The 25,759-nt window shown below is 49.6% G+C and carries 21 protein-coding genes and 1 other RNA gene; all 22 read right to left on the reverse strand.

The window, feature by feature from the left end:
• Positions 1 to 430 precede the first annotated feature (430 nt).
• Entirely contained in the window at positions 431 to 2,260 is a 1,830-nt protein-coding gene (gene glmS, locus B4H10_RS09100; protein ID WP_292018701.1) for a glutamine--fructose-6-phosphate transaminase (isomerizing), read from the reverse strand.
• A 300-nt stretch (positions 2,261 to 2,560) separates the two neighbouring features.
• A complete protein-coding gene (gene glmM / locus B4H10_RS09105; RefSeq protein WP_113855084.1) occupies positions 2,561 to 3,916 on the reverse strand; it encodes a phosphoglucosamine mutase in 1,356 nt (451 codons plus the stop codon).
• Positions 3,917 to 5,524, reverse strand: a complete 1,608-nt coding sequence (locus B4H10_RS09110; RefSeq protein WP_292018702.1) for an NAD(P)/FAD-dependent oxidoreductase — start codon at positions 5,522 to 5,524, stop codon at positions 3,917 to 3,919.
• Positions 5,525 to 5,538: 14 nt separating this feature from the next.
• On the reverse strand, positions 5,539 to 6,456 hold the full coding sequence (locus tag B4H10_RS09115; protein WP_292018703.1) for a CdaR family protein: 918 nt from the start codon (positions 6,454 to 6,456) through the stop codon (positions 5,539 to 5,541).
• Complete coding sequence (gene cdaA / locus B4H10_RS09120) at positions 6,456 to 7,280, reverse strand: diadenylate cyclase CdaA (RefSeq protein ID WP_059075594.1); 825 nt, start codon at positions 7,278 to 7,280, stop codon at positions 6,456 to 6,458. Before cdaA ends, B4H10_RS09115 begins: the two co-directional genes overlap by 1 nt.
• A 175-nt stretch (positions 7,281 to 7,455) precedes the next feature.
• A complete protein-coding gene (locus B4H10_RS09125) occupies positions 7,456 to 7,938 on the reverse strand; it encodes an RrF2 family transcriptional regulator (protein ID WP_059075593.1) in 483 nt (160 codons plus the stop codon).
• A gap of 186 nt (positions 7,939 to 8,124) precedes the next feature.
• Positions 8,125 to 9,114, reverse strand: coding sequence for an inorganic phosphate transporter (locus B4H10_RS09130; protein ID WP_292018704.1), 990 nt, complete (start codon positions 9,112 to 9,114; stop codon positions 8,125 to 8,127).
• Positions 9,107 to 9,736, reverse strand: a complete 630-nt coding sequence (locus tag B4H10_RS09135; RefSeq protein ID WP_059075591.1) for a DUF47 domain-containing protein — start codon at positions 9,734 to 9,736, stop codon at positions 9,107 to 9,109. The genes B4H10_RS09130 and B4H10_RS09135 overlap by 8 nt, the downstream gene beginning before the upstream one ends.
• Before the next feature lie 298 nt (positions 9,737 to 10,034).
• Complete coding sequence (tpiA, locus tag B4H10_RS09140; RefSeq protein WP_059075590.1) at positions 10,035 to 10,796, reverse strand: triose-phosphate isomerase; 762 nt, start codon at positions 10,794 to 10,796, stop codon at positions 10,035 to 10,037.
• A gap of 34 nt (positions 10,797 to 10,830) precedes the next feature.
• Positions 10,831 to 12,012 carry a phosphoglycerate kinase gene (locus B4H10_RS09145; protein WP_059075589.1) on the reverse strand — a complete coding sequence of 394 codons (1,182 nt, stop codon included), beginning with the start codon at positions 12,010 to 12,012 and terminating at the stop codon, positions 10,831 to 10,833.
• A 17-nt stretch (positions 12,013 to 12,029) separates the two neighbouring features.
• Entirely contained in the window at positions 12,030 to 13,055 is a 1,026-nt protein-coding gene (locus B4H10_RS09150; protein ID WP_059075588.1) for a type I glyceraldehyde-3-phosphate dehydrogenase, read from the reverse strand.
• 22 nt (positions 13,056 to 13,077) lie between these two features.
• Entirely contained in the window at positions 13,078 to 14,100 is a 1,023-nt protein-coding gene (locus tag B4H10_RS09155) for a sugar-binding transcriptional regulator (RefSeq protein WP_059075587.1), read from the reverse strand.
• 35 nt (positions 14,101 to 14,135) lie between these two features.
• Positions 14,136 to 15,149, reverse strand: a complete 1,014-nt coding sequence (gap, locus tag B4H10_RS09160) for a type I glyceraldehyde-3-phosphate dehydrogenase (RefSeq protein WP_059075586.1) — start codon at positions 15,147 to 15,149, stop codon at positions 14,136 to 14,138.
• Between the two features lie 249 nt (positions 15,150 to 15,398).
• Entirely contained in the window at positions 15,399 to 16,922 is a 1,524-nt protein-coding gene (gene gpmI / locus B4H10_RS09165; RefSeq protein ID WP_113855086.1) for a 2,3-bisphosphoglycerate-independent phosphoglycerate mutase, read from the reverse strand.
• Positions 16,923 to 17,038: 116 nt separating this feature from the next.
• Complete coding sequence (gene gap / locus B4H10_RS09170) at positions 17,039 to 18,067, reverse strand: type I glyceraldehyde-3-phosphate dehydrogenase (RefSeq protein WP_059075584.1); 1,029 nt, start codon at positions 18,065 to 18,067, stop codon at positions 17,039 to 17,041.
• 151 nt (positions 18,068 to 18,218) lie between these two features.
• A complete protein-coding gene (locus B4H10_RS09175) occupies positions 18,219 to 18,980 on the reverse strand; it encodes a YdcF family protein (RefSeq protein ID WP_059075583.1) in 762 nt (253 codons plus the stop codon).
• Between the two features lie 3 nt (positions 18,981 to 18,983).
• Positions 18,984 to 19,601, reverse strand: coding sequence for a hypothetical protein (locus tag B4H10_RS09180; protein WP_075581437.1), 618 nt, complete (start codon positions 19,599 to 19,601; stop codon positions 18,984 to 18,986).
• Between the two features lie 138 nt (positions 19,602 to 19,739).
• Positions 19,740 to 20,092, reverse strand: a transfer-messenger RNA (tmRNA) gene (ssrA, locus tag B4H10_RS09185).
• A gap of 96 nt (positions 20,093 to 20,188) precedes the next feature.
• Entirely contained in the window at positions 20,189 to 21,013 is an 825-nt protein-coding gene (locus tag B4H10_RS09190; RefSeq protein WP_292017051.1) for a 4Fe-4S binding protein, read from the reverse strand.
• A 56-nt stretch (positions 21,014 to 21,069) separates the two neighbouring features.
• Positions 21,070 to 22,866, reverse strand: a complete 1,797-nt coding sequence (locus tag B4H10_RS09195; protein WP_075581439.1) for a phosphoethanolamine transferase — start codon at positions 22,864 to 22,866, stop codon at positions 21,070 to 21,072.
• A gap of 266 nt (positions 22,867 to 23,132) precedes the next feature.
• Positions 23,133 to 24,440, reverse strand: a complete 1,308-nt coding sequence (locus B4H10_RS09200; protein WP_059075579.1) for a bifunctional folylpolyglutamate synthase/dihydrofolate synthase — start codon at positions 24,438 to 24,440, stop codon at positions 23,133 to 23,135.
• Between the two features lie 9 nt (positions 24,441 to 24,449).
• The coding region (locus B4H10_RS09205) for a class I tRNA ligase family protein (protein ID WP_292018705.1) at positions 24,450 to 25,759 on the reverse strand (1,310 nt) is incomplete at its 5' end.

Raw genomic sequence — 25,759 nt, forward strand, 5'->3', positions numbered from 1 at the left:
TCTTACTATTGTTGGTTTGTTACTCTTTCTTTGACGTTCTATCTCTAGAACCTCGCACTACCGAGTTAATCTCGGTATAAGTGATTCGCTCATGTTTGCGCGTCGCCTTTCGGCTCCTTCAAACATGGCTCTCTACTTATCTGGCGTTCATTCGTATGTTGCATTGTTCAGTTTTCAAAGGTCATCTGTCAGCCGCATGATTGAGATGAAGGAAGTTCATCGCTCATCGCGGCGACTTGTATATCTTAACAAACTCACAGGAGTTTGTCAAGCACTTTTTTGAAATACTTTTGAGAGGAGGAAGGAAACCTTCCCGTCCGCTCAACAGCTTGTTTAGTATATCCCACTCTTCCCCTCTTGTCAAGTTTTTTTTTAAAAGCCGGCAGGCGAACGCTCTTTCATTCACCTGTCGGCTTTATACACCTGATTCTTATTCTACAGTAACACTCTTAGCCAGATTTCTCGGCTTGTCTACATCATTTCCTCTGACTACGGCTGCATAGTACGCCAGCAGCTGCAGGGGAATAACCGTCATGACGGGCATGACAAAATTATCCGATTTGGGGATTTTGATGATATAGTCCACCGTCTTGGCCACTTCCGTGTCATCATCCTGCACGACGCCTACTACCTGGGCATTGCGGGCCTTGACTTCTTTGATATTGCTTATCATCTTTTCTTCTACATCCCGCTGGGTAGCCAGGGCTATGACGGGGACACCGTCAACAATCAGGGCCAGGGTACCGTGTTTCAGTTCACCACCGGCATAGGCTTCGGCATGGATGTAGGAAATTTCTTTCAGTTTTAAAGCCCCTTCCATGGCCAGGCCATAATCCATAGAGCGGCCGATGAAAAAGACATCTTCTTTATTCTTGAATTTTTCTGCCAGCTGTTTCACATCATCGGCATGGTCAAAGATATACTGGCACTGCTCCGGAACCTTCTGCAGATCCTGAAGAATCTCTGTTTCTTTTTCTGCGCTAAGCTGCCCGTTGAGACGACCCATGTAGAGTGCCAGCAGCAGCAATGCTACGAGCTGTGTCGTATAGGCCTTTGTCGATGCTACAGCGATTTCCGGGCCTGCCCAGGTATAAACAACCTGGTCTGCTTCCCGGGAGATAGACGAGCCGACGACATTGGTAATAGCCAGAGAGCGGGCTCCCCGCCGTTTTGCTTCTTTGAGTGCCGCCAGTGTATCAATCGTTTCCCCGGACTGACTGATGATAATGCACAGCGTCTTGCTATCTGTCAGGGGATCGCGATAGCGGTATTCTGAAGCAATGTCTACTTCGACGGGAATGCGGGCCAGTTTTTCAATGAAATACTTAGCCAGCAGCCCGGCATGATAAGCCGTACCGCAGGCGGTGATCATAATCTTTCCGATAGAGTTGATATCTTCCGGCGACCAGTTGAGTTCGTCGAATTTAACCGATTTGCCATCGTCCGCCACGCGGCAGCTCAGGGTATCACGGATAGCCTTGGGCTGTTCAAAAATTTCTTTGATCATAAAATGCTCAAAGCCGCCTTTTTCAGCAGCTTCAGCATCCCAATTGACCTCAAATACTTTTTTGGAAACAGGCTGCCCGTCCAAATCCGTTACCCAGACGCTGTCTTTTTTGACAATAGCGACTTCGCCATCGTTCATGATATACGTCCGGCGCGTATAGTTGAGAATAGCCGGTATATCCGATGCAATATAATTCTCCCCGTCGCCGAGTCCCACAATAAGCGGATTATCCTTTTTGCAACAGATAATCGTATCGGGCTGATATGTACTCATGAAGACCAGGGAATAAGAGCCACGGAGCCGTTTCAGGACCCGGCGGACTGTGCTGGCAAAGTCACCATCATACATGTCAGAGCAGAGGTGAGCCACGACTTCTGTATCCGTTTCTGATTTGAACTGATAGCCTTTGGCCAGTAATTCTTCTTTCAACGTCATGTAGTTTTCAATGATGCCATTGTGGACGACTGCAAATTTCCCGTCCATGCTCATATGAGGATGAGAATTGACATCAGAAGGGCCGCCATGGGTAGCCCAGCGGGTATGACCAATGCCGATAGTCCCGATATTGGGGTCCTGTTCGACAACTTTCTTCAGGTTGACCAGCCGGCCCACTTTTTTCTGTACTTTTATTTTTCCATCATGATATACAGCTATGCCAGCAGAATCATAGCCTCTGTACTCTAATTTAGCAAGGCCTTCCAAAAGAAAATCTGCCGCCTGGCGGTCGCCAACATAACCAACAATACCACACATAATTTTTTCCTCCTGTTTTCCGGGGCTGCGCCGTAAAATAGGCACACTACCCCTGTGCGCTCCCTGCAATGATTTTGTCCACCCTGTTACCAGTGTGATTTTTTCATTACATGACGGCCGGAGCTACCGAGAGACATCCGCTGAATCTTCGATACTTCTCTACCTCGTCTGCCTGTTCCTCACGCAGGCACTAGCGCTATCCATTTTACGAATGGATTCCTAAACGAATAAAAAGGAATGAAGTAGTATACTCCATTCCCTTATTTTAATATAAGCTATGACTCTGGTCAATACCCGCGCTTATTTCGACGGTCCCATTTCATGTTCTACGACGAGGGCGATATCGTCTACGATGCGCTGCAGCTGGTCCAGATCCGGGCCTTCCGCCATAACGCGGATAAGCGGTTCCGTTCCGGACGGACGCACGAGGATCCGGCCTTCATCACCCAGTTCTTCTTCCCCGGCAGCGATAGCCGCCATGATGAGATTGTTATTTTCCCAGCCCGATTTCGTTTGTACGGTGACATTTTTCAGGATCTGCGGATATTTCGTCATGATTCCTGCCAGTTCAGACAAAGGCTTCTGGCGTGTTTTCATGATAGACAGCAGCTGCACAGCCGTCAACAGGCCATCGCCCGTCGTATTATAATCGAGGAAAATAATATGTCCCGATTGTTCGCCTCCCAGGCAATAGCCATCTTTGCGCATCCGTTCCAGGACATAACGGTCCCCGACGGCAGTGATGACGCTCTGGCACCCCATTTCTTTCAGGGCCTTGTGGAAACCGATATTGCTCATGACCGTACCGACGACCGTATCCTGTTTCAGCCGCCCTTCTTCTTTCAATTTCAGGGCGCAGAGGAGCATAATCTGGTCGCCATCCATTTCCTGTCCTTTTTCATCGACAGCCAGGCAGCGGTCGGCATCGCCGTCATTGGCGATACCGATATCGGCACCGTTCTGCAGGACTGCTTCTTTAAGGCTTTCCAGATGGGTAGAACCGCAGTGGTCGTTGATATTGATGCCATTGGGTTCATGGTGGATAGCGATGACTTCCGCACCGAGCCGGCGGAAGATATCCGGACCGAGCTGGGAAGCCGATCCATTGGCCCCGTCATGGACGATTTTTAGTCCTGTCAGGTCGACATCGGTAGACTGGACGATGAAATCTTCATATTCATCCTGCAGATTCGTCCAGTTAGAAATCGTACCGATAGCTGCGCCGGTCGGACGGCTCTGGATACCGGAACGTTCATCTTTGAGCATGTATTCTTCAATACGGTCTTCTGTTTCATCGGGCAGTTTATATCCGTACTGGTCAAAGAATTTGATACCATTGTATTCAAACGGATTATGGGAAGCCGAAATCATGACGCCAGCGTCGAGATGATGGACCCGTGTCAGATAGGCAATGGCCGGTGTCGGAATCACACCGACAAGATAGCAGTTTCCCCCTGCCGAGGTAATCCCTGCTGCCAGGATGCTTTCGAGCATCGTTCCGGAAATACGCGTATCCCTGCCGATAAGGAATGTGGGATGTTCTTTTTCCTGTCCCAGTACGTACGCAGCCGCCCGTCCCAGATGATATGCCAGTTCCGGCGTCAATGTATCATTTGCTATACCTCGTACTCCATCAGTTCCAAACAATCTTGCCATTTATTTTCCCTCCAACGGTTGATATATAGTTATAATTGCGATAGCCGTTTCCAGACCATCGAGAAAAGCACTCATAATTCCTCCGGCATATCCGGCTCCTTCGCCGACAGGATAGAGGCCGCTGCTGCCATCAGCCATACGGTCTTCTCCCCGGACAATCCGTACGGGAGCGCTGGTCCGGGTCTCTACGCCCGTCATGACGGCGTTATGATCGTCAAAGCCATGAATACGCCGGCCAAAATATGGCAGGGCCTTTGCCAGCGTATCAGTCACAAAGCCGGGCAGAACGCGGCGCAGATTGGTCCAGACGACGCCGGGCCGGTAAGACGTGACAGACGGCATCTGCCCCGTATCGTCCCGTCCCAGGAACGATCCTACCGTTTGTGCCGGTGCCTTATATGTCCTGCCGCCTGCTTCATAGGCCAGCTTTTCATAGCGACGCTGGAATTCTATTCCCGCCAGTGGCGTCGAACCGCCCACGTCATCGGCCGTCACATTGACGACGAGAGCGCTGTTGGCAATACCACTATCCCGTTTGTACAAGCTCATGCCATTGGTCACGACACCGCCTTCTTCTGACGCGGCCGCTACGACGACGCCGCCGGGACACATACAGAAAGAATAGCAGGACCGGTCGCTTTGTTTATCATGATATACAAGTGCATAATCGGCGGCATCCAGTCCCAGCTCAGCTGCGCTGCAGCCATACTGGGAATGATCAATCAAGTCCTGGGTATGTTCGATGCGTACGCCTACGGCGAAATCTTTCCGTTCCATATGGATTCCCTGCTGGTACAACATGTGGTACGTATCGCGGGCACTGTGCCCGATTCCCATGATGACGACCTCTGCCGGGACCGTCTCCGTGCCATTGATGGTAACTGAAGTAATCTGCCCCGTATCGTCTCTGCCGATATCAGTCACACAGCTGTTGAAATGAATGGTCCCGCCCATGCGTTCGATAGTCTGGCGCATATTCTTTACGACGCGTCGCAGGATATCCGTACCTACGTGAGGATTATAGGCATACTGGATATCTTCCGGTGCCCCGGCCTGGACAAACATCTGGAGTATCCTGGGCAGCAACGGGTGATTGACCCGCGTCGTCAGTTTTCCGTCTGAAAAAGTGCCGGCTCCGCCTTCACCGAACTGTACATTCGACTCGGGACGGAAGGGGCCGCCGTCCCAGAACTCTTCTACATGGCGTGTCCGCGTATCGATATCGCAGCCTCGTTCATAGACTACAGGCCGGTATCCATGACGGGCCAATTCCAGGGCTGCCGCCAGACCAGACGGACCGGTACCGACGACGACCGGCCGGTGGGCCAGTTTCCGGTTTCCAGGATGAATCGGCGGTTCAGGCCGGATCTCTAGTTTTCGAACGTCTTTGGCGTCGTGGCAATGTTTCCATACCCGCGCTTCGTCAGCCAGGGTGACATCGACCGTAAACACAAAGTAGATGTGCGGTTTCCGGCGGGCATCTATGGAACGCCGTACGATGACCAGACGCTGTATGTCTTCCTTACGGCAGCGTAATTTCTTCGCTGCCAGGACCGGGAGCGGCTTTTCCATCGGAACGGCGGTCCGTATATTTAGTACTCTGAGCAAAATGATTCTCTCCTTTAATCGTCCTTGCCGACTTCAACGGTGACTTTAATCGTATCCGGCGCAAAGACGGCCCCATCAATGGATGGCGCAGACATTTCAAAGTCTTTCGTTTCACTGATACCGCTGACATTGACTGCTGCCAGATTGATGCCTGACACGGTACCGACGACATCAGACCGTCCGCGTATTTCTACACTTTCCGGAATGGGACTGACACGCTTTACGGTATACCCGTCAGCCGGGTCCCCCGTCGTCGTCACATAGACCGGGACCCGTTTGGTCACGGCATCGGTCAGCAGTTTCACATTGACCTTGCTCTGCCACGGCGTCATTTCCAGCCCATCTATAGGAGATCCATCGGCATGGACCAGATGAATCGGTGCCATGACCGAGAAGTCCTGGTTTTTATCACCGACCGGAATATCGATGATGGCCCGGTCTACCTGCTGAATAAGGCGGCGGGCTCCACTGACGACGACTGTATCGGGCACCATGCGCAGACTGCTGATAGCTACATTATCGGGTAGCTTGCCGTTGAGATGAGGCGTCAGTTTGAATTCCTGTACGGCATAGACATCAATATAAATTTTTGCCGAATTCTGTGCCTGTTTCTTCAGTTCCGTCCCATTGGGAATCTGTACGTGTATCGGGACTTCCATTTCACCTTCCTGGGCGTTGGAAAGGTCGATATAGGCCTTGATATCCGATGCACCAACGTTAATAATCGTATTGCGCGGACCGGAAAGGCGGACGTAGACTGTCTTGGGGACATTGGCCGCAATATACTGGGAATTGAGATTTTCTACGGTGACCGGTACGGTATAGCTGCCTTCGCTCGTCGGGTTTTGTTCATTGATGATGACAAACCAGAGGACAATGGCCAGAATGAGACAGATGATGCGCAGCTGCCATTTTTGATTGAGCTTGATCATTATTTCATCGGCCTCCATTTCAATATGTTGGCCAGCCCCTGAGGCTGCCGTTTGAGGAATGTCATAAGAACGTTGCGCAGTGCCGTGCCGTCGAGATGACGGTAAATGTGGCCGCCGTATGTGTAAGAAATCGATCCCGTTTCTTCACTGACTACTACGACGACAGCATCGGCCAGTTCACTGATACCGATAGCGGCCCGGTGGCGCGTCCCCAATTCCGTCGAAAGGGAACGGTCACTGGTAAGCGGCAGCAGACACCCCGCCGCCATGATGCGGTCATCGCGGATGATAACCGCTCCGTCGTGGAGCGGCGTATTGGGAATAAAAATATTTCCCAGCAGTTCCCGCGACACTTTACCGTCAATCTGAATGCCCGTGTCAATATAATCATTGAGGCCGACATCCCGTTCAAAGACGATGAGTGCCCCCGTATGAGTTTTGGACATGGATTCCGTAACAGCTACGATTTCATCGAGCAGCCGCTCCAGTGCTTCCATATCGACGACCTGGCTGGAACGGATGAGGCGGCCGCGGCCGATTTGCTCCAGGGCACGGCGCAATTCCGGCTGGAATACGACAGGCAAGGCAAACATGATGACCATCATGCCCTGTTGAAGCATCCAGTTGATGACGTGAAGATTGAGAAAGCGGCTGCTGCTGATTACCGTAACGGCACCGAGGACGATGAGGCCTTTGATAAGGGCCACAGCCCGCGTATTACGGATCAGGATCAGCATTTTATATAAAAAGAAAGCGACGAGCAGAATATCTACAACATCGAGCAGGCGGAAACTGCTGATGAATCCCTGAATTGGTAAATACATAGTACACTCCCTGATATAATATCTGAAGACAGTACGTACATGAGACATTTCATGCAGTATTTTTATTGTACAATATTTCAGGGGCGCTGAAAAGAGCTTCTTCCCTGACCTGAAGCAAATAAAAACTGGCACTGAAGATAATCGTACTTCAGCACCAGTCTCCATATCAATATAGTCATTCCGCTTTTGCTTTGTCTTCGTCCGGGGCAGCAGCCGCTTTGGCAGCTTCTTCGGCGTTCTTTATGGCCTTTTCCTGATTCGCCAGGTCTTCAAAATTATACGATTTCAATTGTTTGGCCAGATTACGCTGAATACCGGCAAAGGCCGCGTAAATGGAACACATGCCGCTGCATCCTTTAGAACACGATCCCACGTCATGAAGGCAGCGCTGTAATTCCGTCTGTCCTTCTACGGCTTCAATGATATCAAAAAGGGTAATATCTTTCGGTGCGCGCTGGAGGGCAAATCCTCCTTCTACGCCCCGGTATGATTTCATGATATTGGCAGCCGTCAGACTGCGCATGATTTTTAACAAGAAGCGTTCCGGTATATTCTGTTTTTCTGCCAGGGCAGCTCCCGTTATTTTTGTTCCTTCCGGCAAAGATGCCAGGTACAATACCATACGAAACGCGTAATCTGTTGCCTGATTCAATCTCATAGCAAAATTCCTCCTTGCTGATGGGACTATGACTAACCAGCCCCATCGTTATCCTTGCTTATTATTATACAATAATTCACTAAATTCGTATAGTTTTTTTGACACAATATCCCCTATTTTTTTGACATAATACAAAAAGCTGTGCAAATACGCAAGCGTATTGCACAGCCATAATACCGTATTTAGTTATAACAGACTCAGCCCCAGGTAGATAACAGCCGAAATACTGGCACTGATGGGAATCGTAATGACCCAGGCCAGAAGCATGCTGCGGGCTACCCCCCAATGAACGGCACGGACCCGTTCAGCCGAACCGATGCCCATGATAGAACCGGATACGACGTGAGTCGTACTGACCGGCAGGTGCAGGAAAGTCGCCGTAAAGATGACAATCGACGAATTCAGATCTGCAGCAAAGCCATTGATGGATTCCATCTTGAAGATTTTCGTTCCCATCGTAGAAATGATGCGCCAACCGCCGGCCGATGTCCCCAGCGCCATCGATGTGGCACAGGCGATTTTTACCCATATGGGAATTTCCATAGTTTCAATGTAACCGCCGGACAGTAACGCCAGGGCGATAATGCCCATAGCTTTCTGCGCATCGTTCGAACCGTGGGAAAAAGCCATGAGGCTTGCCGACACGAGCTGCATTTTGCGGAACTGCCGGTTCAGGGTAATAGGAGAAAAATTACGGAAAATCCATAATAGCCCGATCATGACAAAGTACCCCGTTGCAAGTGCCACGATTGGCGACAGAATCAGGGACATGATGATTTTGCTGATCCCCGTTATATCCAGGGCAGCCGGTCCGACGCTGATGGAGACGGCACCGATAACGCCCCCGACAAGAGAATGGGAGGAACTGCTGGGGATACGGTAATACCAAGTCGTTATATTCCAGATAATCGAACCGATCAGAGCGGCTACAATGACTTCCAGACTGATCTGGGATGGGTTGAGGACCAGATCACCGCCAATGGTCTTTGCGACACCGGTACTGATCATGGCGCCGGCAAAATTCAGTGTAGCCGCCATGATAATAGCATGACGGGGCGTGATTGCCCGTGTCGATACACTGGTGGCAATGGCATTGGCCGTGTCATGAAACCCATTGACATAATCAAAAAGAACGGCAAGCAATACGACTGCCCAGATTAACCAATGCTCAGGCATACTTCAATACAACCCTCCTGAACGTGACAACCAAATCTTCACAGTCATCTGTCACGTCTTCGACAGACTGCAGTATTTCTTTCCATTTGATAATTTCGATGGGATCTTTGCATTCGGCAAACAGCTTTGCCATTTCTTCGTGATAGAGGTCATCACAATCCTGTTCCAGTTTCAGCACCTTTTTACTGCGTGCTTCTACTTTGAGATAGTTCTTTTTCAAATCCTTCATATATCCGATAGATTTGCGGATTTCCTTCATCGCTTTGGCCGTAATGACCGTCATCTGTTTAGTTCCTTCCGTAGCCTCGCCGACCTTGTACATCCACATTTTATCCATGATGTCATTAATGCTGTCTACAGTCGCATCCAGCTGGTCTATTAGCTGCTGGATATCTTCCCGGTCCATGGGGGTAATAAACGTTTTTTGCAGCCGTTTCATCGTTTCGACTACCAGTTCATTTGCCTTTGTCTTCAGATCAAAAATCTGATGCATGGCGTCTTCTGTAGGGATTTCCCGGTTCATGGCCTGACGCAGCAGATCAGCTGCTTCATAGCTGATACGGGCATGTTCGTCGAGCAAGGTGAAAAACTTCTCTTCTTTCGGCTTTAAATGGAATGCCATAGTCGTCCAATCTCCTCATTTTTACAAGTACATACCGGCCGTAGAATTTACAAAAACATGACGCATTTATCGTCAAAATTTTACAATGGCCTACTTTGCATTATATCATATGCGCTTTTTTTATTCTACATAATCGTTTTACTTTTCATAATTTCTGATGCATTATTTTAAACCAGTATTTCTTATCTTTATTATTTACAAAAAAGAAAAGTCTCCAATCGCCTAAAAAGAAAAGGGGAAATGGAGACTTTAATATGATATATAAAATTTACAATATCATTTACTGATATCCTATGGATTATTTGATGACAGCCTTATGGATGATTTCCAGGAAATCACCGGCTTTCAGGCTGGCACCGCCAACCAGTCCGCCATCAATGTCGGGGCAGGCTGTCAGTTCTGCTGCATTTTTGCCTTTAACGCTTCCGCCGTACAAAATGGATACATCCTGTGCAGCTGTGTCATCATAGAGAGCTGCCAGCTTTTTGCGGATAATGTCGCATACTTCTTCTGCCTGAGCAGCCGTCGCCGTTTTGCCCGTCCCGATAGCCCAGATAGGTTCGTAGGCGATGACCACTTTCGTTATATCAGCTGCCGCAATATCTTTCAGGGCGTTTTCGATCTGACCTTCTATCCAGGACTGCATAATACCGCCTTCACGCTGGGCCAGCGTTTCCCCACAGCAGAGAATCGGCGTGAGTCCATGGGCTAGTGCAGATTTAACTTTCAGATTGACCGTTTCATCCGTTTCATTGTTGTATTCCCGCCGTTCCGAATGGCCGATGATGACATGGCTGACGCCGATATCTTTTAACATAGCCGGCGATACTTCGCCTGTGTAAGCGCCGTTGTCCAGCCAATGCATATTCTGGGCAGCGACATGTACAGCCGTTCCTTTTGTCAGTTCTACAGCCATCGGCAAATAGGGAAATACGGGGGCGATGACAATATCTGCCTGTTCCGCACCAGTAAGTCCCTGTACGAGAGCCGTGATGGTTTCCCGCGTTTCTTTTCCGGTGTGATTCATCTTCCAGTTACCTGCAATAATTGTTTTTCTCATCTCGAAAACTCCTTTGCGACTGATATAAGTAGATTTATTTATCACTCAGCGATTCTATACCGGGCAGCTTCTTGCCTTCCAGATATTCCAGGGAAGCGCCGCCGCCAGTAGAGATATGGCTGATCTGATTAGCAAGGCCTGTTTTATTTACAGCCGAAACGGAGTCACCGCCGCCGACAATGGAAACCGCCTGGGAATGAGCTACTGCACGGGCAACAGCTTCTGTGCCCTTTGCGAAGTTTTCCATTTCAAAGACTCCCATCGGACCGTTCCAGACGATGAGTTTCATCGGTTCCAGTTCACGGGCAAACAGTTCCTGTGACTTTGTACCGATATCGAGGATCATCCAGTCTTCCGGCACGGCATCAGCCGGTACGACTTTATGAGCCGCATCGTTAGAGAACGTTTCCGCTACGTTCACATCGACGGGCAGCAGCAGTTTCTTTCCTTCGTCTGCTGCCTGGGCGATAAGTTTCTTCGCCAAATCGATTTTATCGGCTTCTACCAGAGACTTTCCAATACCATACCCCTGGGCTGCCAGGAAGGTATTGGCCATGCCGCCGCCAATAATCATGACATCGACTTTTGGCAGCAGATTGGAAATGACTTCAATCTTATCGGAAACTTTGGCACCACCAATGATTGCTGCGAAGGGGTGTGCCGGATGATCGACGGCACCACCGATAAAGCGGATTTCTTTTTCCAGAAGGAAACCGGCTGCCATAGGAAGAAAAGCGGCAATACCGGCTACGGATGCATGAGCGCGGTGGCAGCATCCAAAGGCGTCGTTGATGCCTACATCGGCGAGAGAAGCCAGCTTGCGGGAGAATTCCGGATCATTCTTTTCCTCTTCCCCGTGGAAGCGCAGGTTTTCCAGGAGCAGGACCTGGCCCGGCTGCAGTGCCCCGGCCATAGTTTCCGTTTCGGCTCCGATGCAGTCCGGTGCCATCTGCACGGGAATCCCCAGCAGTTCCGACAGGCGGGCTGCCACCGGTTTTAAGGAATATTTTGCAACGGCCTTTCCCTTTGGCCGGCCCAGATGGCTGGCCAGGATGACCGCAGCCTGATGGTCGAGGAGATAGCGGATTGTCGGCAATGTTTTCTGGATCCGTGTATCGTCGGTGATAACGCCATTTTCATCAAGTGGCACGTTGAAATCAGCGCGGACAAATACTTTTTTCTTATCTACATCTACATCAGTAATTATTTTTTTCATAGTAGTCTCTCCTCTCGTCAGTCGAGACCCTGGGATGTGAGGTATTTCACCAGTTCGACGACGCGGCGGGCATATCCCCATTCATTATCATACCAGGAGACAATTTTCACCATGCCTCCGTCCATGACCATATTCAGGGGAATATCGATGGTCGTCGTATTTTCATTGCCGCGGTAATCAACCGAAACGAGTTCATCTTCGTTAGTATCGATGATGCCTCTGTATTTCCAAGCAGCGGCTTTTTTGAAGGTGCTGTTCAAATCTTCCAGGGTAACGTTTTTATCTTCTAATTCCAGTACAATATCCACAATGGAGACATCCGGTGTCGGTACGCGGACTGCCCGGCAGCTCAGTTTGCCTTCGAATTCCGGCAGGACTTTGGTAATGGCTTCGGCAGCCCCTGTCGTCGTCGGAATGATCGACATGCCCGCTGCCCGGGCGCGGCGGAAATCTTTATGGGATACGTCGAGTATTTTCTGGTCCGTCGTGTAGGAATGGATGGATGTGGTCATACCGCGTCTGACACCATACGTATCATTCATCAGTTTCAGGATAGCAGCCAGACCGCAGGTTGTCATAGAAGCGCCGGAAATGACGTGGTGCTTCTTGGGATTGTATTTATCTTCATTGACGCCAAGGACAATCGTAATGTCATCGATGGTGGATGGTGCCGTAATGATGACTTTTTTTACGCTGCCTCCCAGGGGAAGACGACTCTGGGAACTCGCCGTGCGGCGGCCGGCATATTTGCCCGATGATTCGATGATAATCTGGGCACCGAGAGCATCCCAATCGACATCTTTCACATCTTTCTGCTGAAACAGCGGATAGGCTTTCCCATCAACGATGATGTGGCCCGTATCATAGGTCACGTTATTTTTCAATGTGCCATAGATGCTGTCATATTTCAGAAGATGGGCCATCTGTTTCGGAGAACCGATATCATTGATGCCGACGATTTCGATTTCATCCTGATAGCGCTGGGCAATCTTAAAAAAACTTCTGCCAATACGCCCAAATCCATTAATACCTACTTTTACCATGCTATACACCCTTTCCTCATTATCATATCATCTTCAGGATTTGTTCTGCGGCTCCTTCATCTGTAACGAGGATTCCTGTACGGCAGGCACGCATCACCGCAAGGATAGCTTCAGCCTTGCTGGTTCCGCCTGCGACAGCTATAACATGTGGATGTTTTTTTATGTCTTTTAAAGAAATACCGGCATTGCTCGTCACGTGGACGACATGACCATCGAGACTGCAATAGCAGCCCAGGGACTCGCCACAGGCCATGAGCTCCTTCAACGCATGCGTTTCTACCGTTGTCAGGCCGCGCCGTTTTGCCATCGTATCGGCCCGGCCTATGCCGAACAGGACAATCTGGGCCTTTTGTGCCAGAGCTACATTTTCCCTCGCCTGTTCATCCGCATCAAGCATGAGGTGCAAAGCCGACTGGCTCAGCCCGTCCGGTATATGGACCATCCGGTACGTACCATGCGTCTTGACCGCTACGTTGGCGGCAATATAATTGGCCTGGAATTCGACGTGATTGCCAATGCCGCCCCGGGCCGGCACAATGACCGGTCCCGCCGTGCTTTCTGGCAGGCAGCGTGCTACTTCGGCCATGGTCGAACCGCCACTGATTGCGACGATTGCCCCCCGCGTGAGCAGGTCATTCAGGAGCAGGGCTGCCTGACGCCCCATTTCTTCACAGGCCGCTTTATCGGTATCACAATCGCCCGGTACGATATATACTTCTTTCAACTGCAGGTGCTGACAGAGCCGGCGCTGCATATCATCGACATTATTCAGGCGCAGGAAACATTCCAGTAAATCCGGCATGAGTCTGCGTCCTTCCGGCTCAAGGGCAATCCCCATGGTCGTAAAACGCACGAGGCCACTTCGCCGCAGCACATCCACATGTGCCCGTACTACTCGTTCAGATAATCCCGACAAGGCGGCCAGAGACCGGCGCCCGACGGGTTCCGCATCAGAAATATGACGGAGCAGCAAATATCTTTCTTTGATGGTCCCCATTACATCGGGGGCTATTTTGCGAAAGACATTGAGAGTCTTTTCTTTCATCTTTTCCTCCCTTTTGCTGCCTGTCATGATAGTCTTTAAATACCTTTCGTTGCCATATAGGCCGCCAGGTCATTGACGCGGAGAGAATATCCCCATTCATTATCATACCAGGCAACAACTTTAATCATGTCGCCTTCGACAATCTGTGTATCTAGCGAATCGACTATGGAGCTATGGGGATCGCTGATATAATCGGAAGAAACGGTAGCGTCTTCTGAATAGGCCAGTATGCCTTTCAGCGGGCCTTCCGCCCATTTTTTCAGGGCACCGTTCACTTCTTCTACGGTTACTTTTTTCTGCAGGATAGCTACGAGGTCGGTCATCGAAACGTTCGGTGTCGGGACGCGCAGAGCCATACCGGTAAACTTGCCTTTCAATTCAGGCAGGACCAGGGCAACGGCCTTGGCTGCACCGGTAGAAGTCGGAATAATAGACTGGGTAGCGCAGCGGGCACGGCGCATATCTTTATGTACGCCATCGACGAGAAGCTGATCGTTCGTATAGGCATGAACCGTCGTCATCATACCACGGACGATACCGAATTCGCGGGACAGCACTTTGGCTACAGGAGCCAGGCAGTTCGTCGTACACGAACCGTTCGAAATAATACGGTGTTTTTCCGGATCGTACGTTTCTTCATTGACACCCATGACGATGGTCGTATCAGGATTTTTGCCCGGCGCCGTAATGATGACGCGTTTGGCACCGCCTGCCAGATGTTTGGATGCCGATTCGCGGTCTTTGAATTTACCTGTCGATTCGACTACTACATCTACACCCAGTTTTTTCCAGGGAATATCAGCCGGATCCGTATGATTGGTCACGGGAATGCGGCGCCCGTCAATAATCAGTTCACTCGTTCCTTCATCGTATGATACATCGTGGTTCCACGTACCATGCACGGTATCGAATTTTAATAAATCCGCCATGATAGGGCCAACGGAACGGTTATTGATAGCCGCGATTTCGATTTCCGGCTGCAGCAGGGACGTGCGGAGTGTGCACCGGCCAATTCTGCCAAAGCCACTGATACCTATTTTTACTGTCATTATGCTTCCTCCTTACACATAATCCAGGTAGCTATGCCTGACCGTCGGATATTCGGACAGACTACACCTCTTTTAAGTTCTACAGCTATAGTGTATACTACAATCCATAATTTGTAAATTATTTTTTCCTGTTATGGTTGTGTGAGGAGGAAGCAGTGCACTATATAGGCACTATATAAGTAAGTTTTTCGTATTTAGAATATTATTTTATCCATTTTGTATATACTATTTTATGTTTTATGAGCTATTTTATGAGTGAAGCAGATTGTTACCAGTCATTTCCGGTGGCACCGGCAGTCCGGCAAGATGGAGCAGCGTCGGCGCGACGTCGGCCAGTTTGCCATCATTCAGAACATCATGCTGATGGCAGCGGCTGACTAAAATGCAGGGAACTTTATTTGTCGTATGTGCCGTATAGGGCGAACCGGTCACAGGATCTGCCATCTGTTCGGCATTGCCATGATCGGCAATGATCAGTACTTCGCCACCAGCCTGCTGCAGTACTTCTACAATACGGCCGACACAGGTATCGACTGTTTCAACGGCTTTGATGGCCGCCGGAATGACACCCGTATGTCCTACCATATCGGCATTGGCAAAGTTCAGCATGATCATGTCATATGTCCCCGACTGGATTTGTTCGATGACCTTATCCGTCACGACAGGGGCACTCATTTCTGGCTTCAGATCATACGTAGCAACTTTAGGAGATGGAACGAGGATCCGGTCTTCACCGGCATTCGGCGTTTCATTGCCTCCGTTGAAGAAATAGGTCACATGAGCATATTTTTCCGTTTCAGCGATGCGCAACTGTTTCTTCCCTGCTTTGGCCAGCACTTCGCCCAGTGTATTGACGATGGTTTCCTTATCGTAGGCAATGTGAACAGGCAGGCCGTCTTCATAACGGGTCATAGTCGTAAAGTAGATATCCCGTTTTTCTGGCCGGTCAAACCCCTTGAAATCAGGAGCTACAAAGGCTTCTGTCAGCTGCCGTGCCCGGTCGGGACGGAAATTAAAGAATATGACACTGTCTCCATCGGCAACGGGCTGATGGCAGAGGACGGACGGTACGACGAATTCATCGGAAACATCCGCTGCATAAGAATCGCGCAGGCAGGACCGGACATCGGCTGCTTCGACACCTTCGCCGAAGGCAATGGCCCTGTACGCTTTTTCAATGCGGTCCCACCGTTTATCCCGGTCCATAGCATAATAACGGCCGCTGATTGTCGCGATGGTTCCCGTACCAAGACGGTGGCATTCGTCTTCCAGTTCCTGGAGAAACGGGCCGGCACTGCGGGGAAGGACATCGCGGCCATCCAGGAAAGCATGGATAAAAACCTTTTTCAGACCGTATTGGCGGGCCATTTCCAGCAGGCCGAAGAGGTGTTTTTCACTGCTATGTACGCCTCCGGGCGACACGAGGCCCATGAGGTGAAGAGCTGAATGACGATCCCGGGCATTTTCCATGGCTCCCACCAGTGCTTCTTTTTTGAAGAAAGCACCCGTTTTAATATCGTTTGTAATTTTCGTCAGTGCCTGATAGACGACCCGGCCGGCTCCGATATTGAGATGTCCCACTTCGGAATTTCCAATCTGGCCTGCCGGAAGTCCTACGGCTTCGCCAGACGCTTCCAGGTGAGAATGGGGATAGTCATGCCACAAGCGCGGCAGCACCTTTAAATCAGCCATGGCCACGGCGTTATCTTTTTTTTCATCACGGCATCCGAACCCGTCCATGATGATCAGCATTACTGTGTGTTTTTGTGTCATACAGAATATCTCCTTACTATAAATTAAAAAGGGCAGGGAATGAATCCCTGCCCTCATTATAATATGTACTTCGCTGCCTTTCCAGCCGTGGCAGGCATCTATCCGGTATGATTGTCTCAGTGTTTGCTGTTATAGGCATTCATGATCTGAATCAGATCCAGTACTTTATTAGAATAACCAATTTCGTTATCGTACCAGGAAACGAGTTTGACAAATTTGTCTGTCAGAGCAATGCCGGCCTGAGCATCAAAAATGGAAGTGAGCGGGCAGCCGAGGAAGTCCGACGATACAAGCGGTTCATCGGTATAACCGAGGATACCTTTGAGTTCGCCTTCTGCTGCTTTCTTAACGGTAGCGCAGATTTCGTCATACGTTGCCGGTTTCTTCAGGTTGACCGTAAGGTCTACGACAGAAACGTCCAGAGTCGGTACACGCATGGACATGCCGGTCAGTTTGCCATCCAGTTCGGGAATGACCTTGCCAACAGCTTTGGCAGCACCCGTCGTGGAAGGGATGATATTCCCTGTTGCAGCACGGCCGCCGCGCCAGTCTTTGGCAGACGGTCCATCGACCGGTTCCTGTGTAGCTGTGACGGAATGAACAGTCGTCATCAGGCCCGATTCGATGCCGTAGGCATCATTGATGACTTTGGCCAGCGGTGCCAGGCAGTTCGTCGTGCAGGAAGCATTGGAAACGATTTTCTGGCCGGCGTACTGATCCGTATTGACACCACAGACGAACATATCTGCCTGTTTGCCATCTTTGCCTTTTTTGGAAGGAGCTGAAAGGACGACGTATTTGGCACCGGCCTGTAAATGCTTTTCTGCCAGTTCCGGAGTCAGGAACCGTCCCGTCGATTCGACGACATATTCGGCACCGACTTCGTCCCATTTCAGATTAGCCGGGTCTTTTTCCTGGGTAACGCGGATATGCTTGCCATTGACAATGAGTTCATTCTTTTCTACATCCGCTTCTACTTTGCCATGAAAGCGGCCATGCATGGTATCGTATTTCAAAAGATATGCCATGTAATCTACATCACAGAGATCATTAATTGCTACAATATTGATGTCATCCCGCTTCATGGAAGCACGAAAAACCAGACGTCCGATACGGCCAAACCCGTTAATGCCAACATTAATCATGAGAATACACTCCTTTTTTAAACTATAGGCACATCGCTAATGGATGTTTGTAACTTCTTTGTTCTTACAATGTCATTATGCCACATTGGGAACAATAACGCAATGCCATGGTCGTTTTATGTCCCACTTTTACGGTAAAAAAACAGACCTGCTACTGCAAGCCTGCTTTTGCTGCCATCATCCCAGCATATTCTTTGATGGCCAGACATGAGTCGAAAAGGACGATGGACTGGGGAATAAAGGAAAATAACGATAGGCGGTATGTATCTGTCGTGCGGTAATCACAGGGATAAGGGGTAACATTCATGCCTTCACGGGTGAAAAATCCGATGGCCCGCGCCATATGGAAGCCACTGGTCACGACGATAGGATGATGCCAGCCATGAGCATCACATAGCTCTCTGGCGAACCGGGCGTTTTCTGCCGTGTTGCGGCTTTTTTCATCACTGATGATGTCCTTCTCCTCTACTTCCAGAGACAGCAGCATCCGTTTTTCAATAGCAGCTTCGTTGGCATCACCGGCAAACACGACGCCACCGGAAAGGAGAATGGGAATGTGCAGCGCCTTCTGGATGCGCACGGCTGTCAGAAACCGATGGGACGCTGCAAGGCCCAGCTGGCCCGTTCCGTCAAAATCAGGCACGCCAGCCAGGGAACCTCCTCCCAACAGGATAATGACATCCCCGTCGAGCTGATCCAGGGACGGCTGTTCATACCGTGTTTCCAGAGGATGAACAAACAGATGGCTGACGGGCTGGATGGAAAGACCATAAAAACAGAGCACGGTTACGAGCAGAGCCCAGCGGCCGGCAGCACGCTTGCGGAACATATATATAAGAATGGCAAACAAGGCAAGAAATACGCCGCCTAAAGGCAGAATCCACATATACAGCCATTTAATCACATACAACATGACTTATTCTTCCCTTCCCTTTTTTGTTACATCCAGAAGGATGACGCCGCCTTTACGCTTATAGCCGCTGTTCCACAACTCTTCCAGGGAAAACCAGCGGAAGCTTCCATAAGTTACGAGTTTGACCAGGAACGCATCTTCGTACTGGACATACCCCGCCAGCCAGAACCAGTGCCAGACATAGGCGGCCAGATCCGGATTGGCATGTTTTAAATTGAGATAGGGGACAGGAAGATTATGATCTATTTCCCATTTTACAGCGCTTTCCAGCTCTTTCAGCGGGCAGTCACTGTACAAACCATGCATGGTGATACGTTGTTCACCGACGGACCGCAGATAGTTGCTGTATCCCTGTATCCACAATTCCAGCGTATCAATACCATTCTGTCGCGGACGCAAGAATGGTTTCATAATCTGTGAAAAATTAATATAATCCTGAGCCGTCAGATGATGAATGTCATACGGATACAAACGGCTGAACCCCTGATTGAGGTCCAGATAAATACTGACATCACAGGCCGTCACGGCCCCGCAGCCGCCAATATTCATCCAGTGGTCAGTGAAGAGTTCCTGATTATATCCATAGTAATTGCCAACTTTAAACAGTGGTAATTCTTTCATTGCTATCATCCCTGTCCTAAAAGAGTACCAAAATGGTCTTTTTTATTATAACACATTTCTCTGTACGACGGCATCCCTATTATCGGAAATGAAAAAAGGTGCTGCCGCACAATACGTGTGCAACAGCACTTCTTTATCTGGTGGAGATGAGGAGAGTCGAACTCCTGTCCGTAAATGCCGCCCCATGAACTTCTCCGAGCGCAGACCTTGTTAGTTATCTCGAGCAGTTGTCGTACAAGGACAAACTAGACTGACTCCAGCCTGTGAGTTTCCCGTTCCAGCCACCAGGCAGAGCTGAAAGGTATCCCGCTAAGTGACGTCCCATCCCTGCCCGCAGGATTAGCAGAAAGGGACGTTAGCTGCGCTTAGGCAGCTAAAGCAAAGTTTTCTTCTTTAGCGTTTAATTTAACGTTTTCACCGATTTACGGGCAGATGACACCCCGGCTCGCTATTCATGATACAACCATCCACGTCGAAACCTTTACATCCCCGTAAAGGTATACACATTGCTGTGTACACAATAGTATATCATAGGAAAAATAATTTACAAGTCTCAAATACCATATTTTTTTGCAGAACGAGGCCACTTACCAATACATTACATTCACTTTTTTAGCCGTGTACTGTTGTTCCAGCATGGCGACATGAGACAAAAAGGCTGGATCATCGAAATATTTTGCTTCATGAGGACAATGCCGGATACATCGCTGGCATTTGATGCATGTGCCCGTGATGACAGATGGATTCTCCCGTGATATAGCTCCCATAGGACAGTTTCTGGCACAGATTCCGCATTGAACACACCGGTCTTCCCGGGTTTTTGGACGGGCTTTAAGAAATTTCGCCGGTTTTCCATCAATTCCCTTTGGAATATAGTACGGGGCTGCTGCATCGCCATCTACAGATACCACGTCTGGCATATCCATCCTGTCCCGGATTTTTTCGGCCGTCCTGTCAGCCAGCTGCCGGACATCAGCCAGATCCCGTTCATCGGGTCGTCCGGGAGCCAGCCGGTCTGAAAAGGCATGGGTCGCAACAAAAGCCCCAGCAGATATAGGACAAAAATTATTCTTCTGCAACAGGTTACACAACTCCGCCAGGGAATTGTCAAAAGACCGGTTGCCAAAGGTCACGAGCGCCACGGCCCGCGTCCCCTGCCCGTGAAAGTTTTCTGTATAAGCTGGCAGTATTTTATTGGGCAGCTTTCCCGCATAGGTCGGACCTGCTGCGATGACCAGATCATGAGGGCCAAAGGTATATGCCGTTTTCCGTTCTTCCGGTAAATCGAGAGAGATTTCATGAAGTGGTACGGAAAGCAATTCTGCCAGACGGGCGGCACAGTACCGGGCTACCTGCCTGGTCTTGCCCGTCGGGCTGAAAGATATGGTATAAATCTGTTGAATCAGCATCATTTTTTCCTCCTTTATCGAAATTTCACAGGTTTGCTGCTGATGAAATCCATCGGCATTCACTCTTCTATTTTTTTCGTGCCATGAAGTGTCCGTATGGTTCCTCTATCAAGAGAATACCCATCAGACGTCAGGTCCAGATCGGGCATTACAGTAGATACTCCGTCAATGCCCATGAGGCTGGTCATGACATCGTACAGCAAATCATTCGTCCAATAAGCATCCCGATGATTCCGCAGCGTATCAACTATTTTCGGATATTCCTGGATAAATGTATCACTGAAAATCATGACAAAGGGAATGTGACTCATAGCATAGGTGAATTTTGTCGCTTCGTGAAAATACCCCAGATCCACTTCTTCTCCATGGTCAGAAACATATACGAGTCCCTTAAACCGGGGCTCCGCCTTAATCCGGTCATAGATTTTCTGCAAGACATAATCCGTATAACCCACGGCATTGTCATACTGATCGATACGTTCATTCTCTCCATGAAAAACATTCCACTTCGTCGGATACCTGTCCCCATATGATCCATGACAGCCCATGAGATGAATGACAATCAGGGCATTGGAAGAGTCCTCCAGATTTGGGATCGTATCGGCCAGTACCTCATCAAAATAGTTCGTCCGGCAATCTTCCGTCCCGTTCCGCTCATTGAGCCACACCTGATAATCAGCCGTGCTGGCAATTTCGGCAACTGGTGTATCCCAGGCACCGTAATGTCTCTGATTGCTCAGCCAAACCGTATCATACCCGGCTGCTTTGGCTACTTCCATAAGGGAACAGGCATCTTCCAGGGAAATATTATTATACTGGTTTTTCTCACTCAGGGCATAGGTCAGGACAGGTACAGTAAGGCTATGATTCGAGTAGGCATGAGTAAACAGTATGGTATTCGTTTTTTCAGTCTGTTGTAATAACCAGGGCGTATCCGGCCGGTCATATCCATAGGCCTGCATGTGGTCCCGGTTTTCCGATTCACCAATGACCAGCACGAATATGCCGCCTGACGATGAAATCCTCAGATTCTGCAGCGATTGCAATCTTTCCTGCCGCACTGCTTTTGCCTGTCCATACTTCTGATATTCCTGCAACACATTTTCCGTTTCATCCATAATCCGCACGGGCAGATAACTGGATGACTGCTCCATAACGCAGAAGCCTGCCGCCAGTGTAACCAGGACCAGCAATAGTTGTCCCCAGAGTGGATACCGGCTCTGCTTTCTGCCAGCATCGTGCAGTATATACATCATGGCAGAAACTACCGACAGCAGCATCGTACCCGTCACACACCATAGGAATATATTCTGGTCTTTTAAATAAGACATAGCTTCGCTGCCGTTGGTCTGAAACAAAGTAAGGACAATCGCCGACGACAACACACGTCCACTGACTACGTAGTATCCCCAGAATAAGAGTGGTATGAGCAGAAAAACAGCACCTAGCAAATATACCGTACCCAGGCAGAAACGCCGCAAGTGGGAAAACCGCAACTGCCCGGCCATGATTCGCAAAGAAAAAATAGTGAGAAATGCTGCAGTTCCCATGACAAAAGCATGAGCAATCTCTTCATGCAGGATCCGCTGACCAGACAATAGTGGAATAAAAGCGGCTGACAATACAATCCCATTATAGAGTATCATCGTCCGTACCCATTTTTTGTCATACTGCCATGCTGTCAGATTCCCTGCCACGAGGAGGGCACAGATAGCAGCACTGTCATAAAACCGGTACGGTGATAAATCCGGAACCATCCACTGGCAGACACCATAACACAACAAATATACGACGGCACTGGCTATCCCCTTTATGATTTCATTACAGCGGCCATATCTATGAAAACGAAAAACCATGAATCACATCTCTCCAGTCATGCGAAATCTATGAAAGAAATCGCATTTATATATCTCATTATATCATACTCCAGGAGTGCGATACAGCCTGTTAGTACGGGAGTTCATAATGCATACATTTATTTGTCCAAAAGCAGATATTTCCCAAAAAAAAGGACTGTCCGAAAAATACAGACAATCCTTTTGAAAATTCCTGATATGCTATTCTTCTATACGTTTTTTCCCATGCAATGTCCGGATTGTATCTTTTGTCATATCGTATGAACTTACACGTCTATGTGATATGTGTTGCGCAGGTATTGCCGGACTTCTCCCTGTATGTAGAGGGAGCCCACTATGCAGAGTACCTGTCCTTCCTGCACGGCAGCAAAGGCCTTATCCAATCCGTGGACAATGCTGTCCGCCCAGTCGGCCCGGCATGGCAGGATTTTTGCCATTTCTTCCGGATCAGACGTACGCGGTGTCGGTGCTGGTGCGCAGACGACATAATCATCGTCATGGAACAGTTCATGCACCATCTGGGTATAATCTTTATCGGCAAGGACCGAAAAGAGAAATACCCGCTTTCTGTCCCCAAATACATCACTGTAAGTCTGACAGAACGTATCGATACCGGCCGGGTTATGAGCTCCATCGATAACAACGTCTGTTTCTCCGGCCCGCAGGACCTGGAACCGCCCGGGCCATTTCACATGGTGAAGGCCCTGTTCAATAGCCGTACGGGTCAGTCTCTTTTCGTGACGGGCCAGGAGCAGCAGCGTCATGGCGGCCGCTCCGCAATTCACACGCTGGTGTTTCCCTAACAGAGGCAGTGTCGTCGTGATGGCAAAGCCATAGGGTTCCCGTACTGTCACCATCTGCCCGGCTGCCGGATCTTCCGGACCGGCATTGCCAATGACATCGAAACTATGCTTATAGGCATAGAGCCGGCTGTGTTTGTGATAGGCCGTACGGGCAATGACCGAAAGGGCCGGTTCTTCCGCCGTCGTGACGACAGGGACGCCCTCTTTTATAATGCCCGCTTTCTGTGTGGCAATCTCTTCTATCGTATTGCCACAGTATTTCATGTGGTCCATGGCCACATTGGTGATGACCGAGACTTCCGGTATGATGACATTGGTCGAATCGAGAAGGCCGCCGAGCCCGACCTCGATGACGGCATATTCGACACCGGCTTTGGCAAAATGCCAGAAAGCGGCGGCCGTAATCATTTCAAACTCCGTCGGACGTTCCAGCCCTTCTGCTGCCATGGCTTCGACTTTCTCCCGGACGGCAGCGACAGCAGTGGCAAAGTCAGCACGGGAAATATCATCGCCGTTAATATGTATCCGTTCGGTGTATTCTTCCAGATGGGGCGACGTGTACCGGCCAGTCCGGAAACCAGCTTCACAAAGAGCACTGGCTATCATGGCCGTTACAGACCCTTTGCCATTGGTTCCAGTAACATGAATCGTCTTATATTTTTTCTGGGGATTGCCCAGCCGGTTCAGGAGTTCCTGAATCCGGCCCAGGCCCAATTGTACACCAAACACGCTGGCATGCTGGATATAATCAATTGCTTCTTCGTAGGTCATGAGCGCCTCTTATAATTTAGCCAGATCTTCCATACGTTTGGTAAGGGAGGCCATCTTGTCCGTATAATCAGCCAGTTTGGCTTTTTCTTTTTCTACGACAGCAGCCGGTGCTTTGCCGAGGAATCCCGGATTAGACAGTTTTTTCGAAAGGCGGTCGATTTCCTTCTGGAGTTTGTCCTGTTCTTTCTTGACACGGGCCGTTTCTTTTTCTACATCGATAAGGTCTTTCAGCTGCAGATAGACTTCAATACCCGGTACGACGGTTACAACGGCATTTTCCGGTTTGGCCGCATCAGGAGCCAGCAATGTCACCTTATCGGCAAAGGCCAGTGTATGGAAATACGATTCATACTTGCGCAGTGTCTGAGCCATGCCTTCATCGGACGGTACCATGATGACCGGAGCTTTTTTGCCCATCGGCACGTTGGATTCGGCACGCATATTGCGGATGCCCTTGATGGCTTCCATAATGACGTTCATAATGGCGGCATCGGCAGTAAATTCCAGGTCGGCTCTGGGCTGTGGCCACGGTGCCACGATGATGCTTTCCCCTTCGTGGGGCAGATGCTGCCAGAGATGTTCTGTCACAAAAGGCATGAACGGATGGAGCATTTCCAGTGTGTGCGTCAGGACATAGACCAGTACGTACTGTACAGTCTGCTTGCTGCGCTGGTCATCCGATTTATACAGGCGCTGTTTAGCCAGTTCAATATACCAGTCACAATAGGAATTCCAGATGAAATCATACACTTCGTCAGCGGCGTCGCCGAGTTCGAATTTATCGAGATTAGCCGTAACCTGGCTGACCGTATCGTTGAAAGAGGTGAGAATCCAGCGGTCAGCTAAGGTAAGATCATCAGCAGACGGCTTGAAACCGGGGTCATAATCTTTCAGATTCATGATGACGAATTTGGATGCATTCCAGATTTTATTGGCAAAATTCCGGTTGGCTTCGACCCGTTCCATATAGAAGCGCATATCATTACCCGGCGTATTGCCCGTTACCAGAGTAAAACGCAGTGCATCCGCGCCATACTGTTCGCAGACGCCCAGAGGATCGATACCGTTTCCCAGTGATTTGCTCATCTTGCGGCCCTGGCTGTCCCGGACGAGGCCATGGATGAAGACGTCGTGGAAGGGGATTTCTTTCATGAATTCGCAGGTCATGAACATCATGCGGGCTACCCAGAAGAAAATGATGTCATAGCCCGTAACCATGACGCTCGTTGGGAAAAATTGTTGGATATCTTCCGTTTTTTCCGGCCAGCCCATTGTCGAGAACGGCCAGAGGGCCGAACTGAACCACGTATCGAGGACAT

Source organism: Megasphaera sp. UBA4382 (genome assembly GCF_002391155.1).
GTDB lineage: Bacteria > Bacillota > Negativicutes > Veillonellales > Megasphaeraceae > Megasphaera > Megasphaera hexanoica.

What these genes read in the sequence shown, in the direction of transcription:
- B4H10_RS09200 (WP_059075579.1), bottom strand. Translation starts at nt 24,440, where the DNA reads ATGACCTACGAAGAAGCAATTGATTATATCCAGCATGCCAGCGTGTTT.
- B4H10_RS09115 (WP_292018703.1), bottom strand. Translation starts at nt 6,456, where the DNA reads ATGATCAAGCTCAATCAAAAATGGCAGCTGCGCATCATCTGTCTCATT.
- cdaA (WP_059075594.1), bottom strand. Translation starts at nt 7,280, where the DNA reads ATGTATTTACCAATTCAGGGATTCATCAGCAGTTTCCGCCTGCTCGAT.
- B4H10_RS09125 (WP_059075593.1), bottom strand. Translation starts at nt 7,938, where the DNA reads ATGAGATTGAATCAGGCAACAGATTACGCGTTTCGTATGGTATTGTAC.
- gap (WP_059075584.1), bottom strand. Translation starts at nt 18,067, where the DNA reads ATGATTAATGTTGGCATTAACGGGTTTGGCCGTATCGGACGTCTGGTT.
- B4H10_RS09190 (WP_292017051.1), bottom strand. Translation starts at nt 21,013, where the DNA reads ATGATGCTGATTCAACAGATTTATACCATATCTTTCAGCCCGACGGGC.
- gpmI (WP_113855086.1), bottom strand. Translation starts at nt 16,922, where the DNA reads ATGACACAAAAACACACAGTAATGCTGATCATCATGGACGGGTTCGGA.
- B4H10_RS09175 (WP_059075583.1), bottom strand. Translation starts at nt 18,980, where the DNA reads ATGTTGTATGTGATTAAATGGCTGTATATGTGGATTCTGCCTTTAGGC.
- glmM (WP_113855084.1), bottom strand. Translation starts at nt 3,916, where the DNA reads ATGGCAAGATTGTTTGGAACTGATGGAGTACGAGGTATAGCAAATGAT.
- B4H10_RS09130 (WP_292018704.1), bottom strand. Translation starts at nt 9,114, where the DNA reads ATGCCTGAGCATTGGTTAATCTGGGCAGTCGTATTGCTTGCCGTTCTT.
- B4H10_RS09135 (WP_059075591.1), bottom strand. Translation starts at nt 9,736, where the DNA reads ATGGCATTCCATTTAAAGCCGAAAGAAGAGAAGTTTTTCACCTTGCTC.
- B4H10_RS09150 (WP_059075588.1), bottom strand. Translation starts at nt 13,055, where the DNA reads ATGGTAAAAGTAGGTATTAATGGATTTGGGCGTATTGGCAGAAGTTTT.
- glmS (WP_292018701.1), bottom strand. Translation starts at nt 2,260, where the DNA reads ATGTGTGGTATTGTTGGTTATGTTGGCGACCGCCAGGCGGCAGATTTT.
- tpiA (WP_059075590.1), bottom strand. Translation starts at nt 10,796, where the DNA reads ATGAGAAAAACAATTATTGCAGGTAACTGGAAGATGAATCACACCGGA.
- gap (WP_059075586.1), bottom strand. Translation starts at nt 15,149, where the DNA reads ATGACAGTAAAAATAGGTATCAGTGGCTTTGGCAGAATTGGCCGGTGC.
- B4H10_RS09145 (WP_059075589.1), bottom strand. Translation starts at nt 12,012, where the DNA reads ATGAAAAAAATAATTACTGATGTAGATGTAGATAAGAAAAAAGTATTT.
- B4H10_RS09195 (WP_075581439.1), bottom strand. Translation starts at nt 22,866, where the DNA reads ATGGTTTTTCGTTTTCATAGATATGGCCGCTGTAATGAAATCATAAAG.
- B4H10_RS09180 (WP_075581437.1), bottom strand. Translation starts at nt 19,601, where the DNA reads ATGAAAGAATTACCACTGTTTAAAGTTGGCAATTACTATGGATATAAT.
- B4H10_RS09155 (WP_059075587.1), bottom strand. Translation starts at nt 14,100, where the DNA reads ATGAAAGAAAAGACTCTCAATGTCTTTCGCAAAATAGCCCCCGATGTA.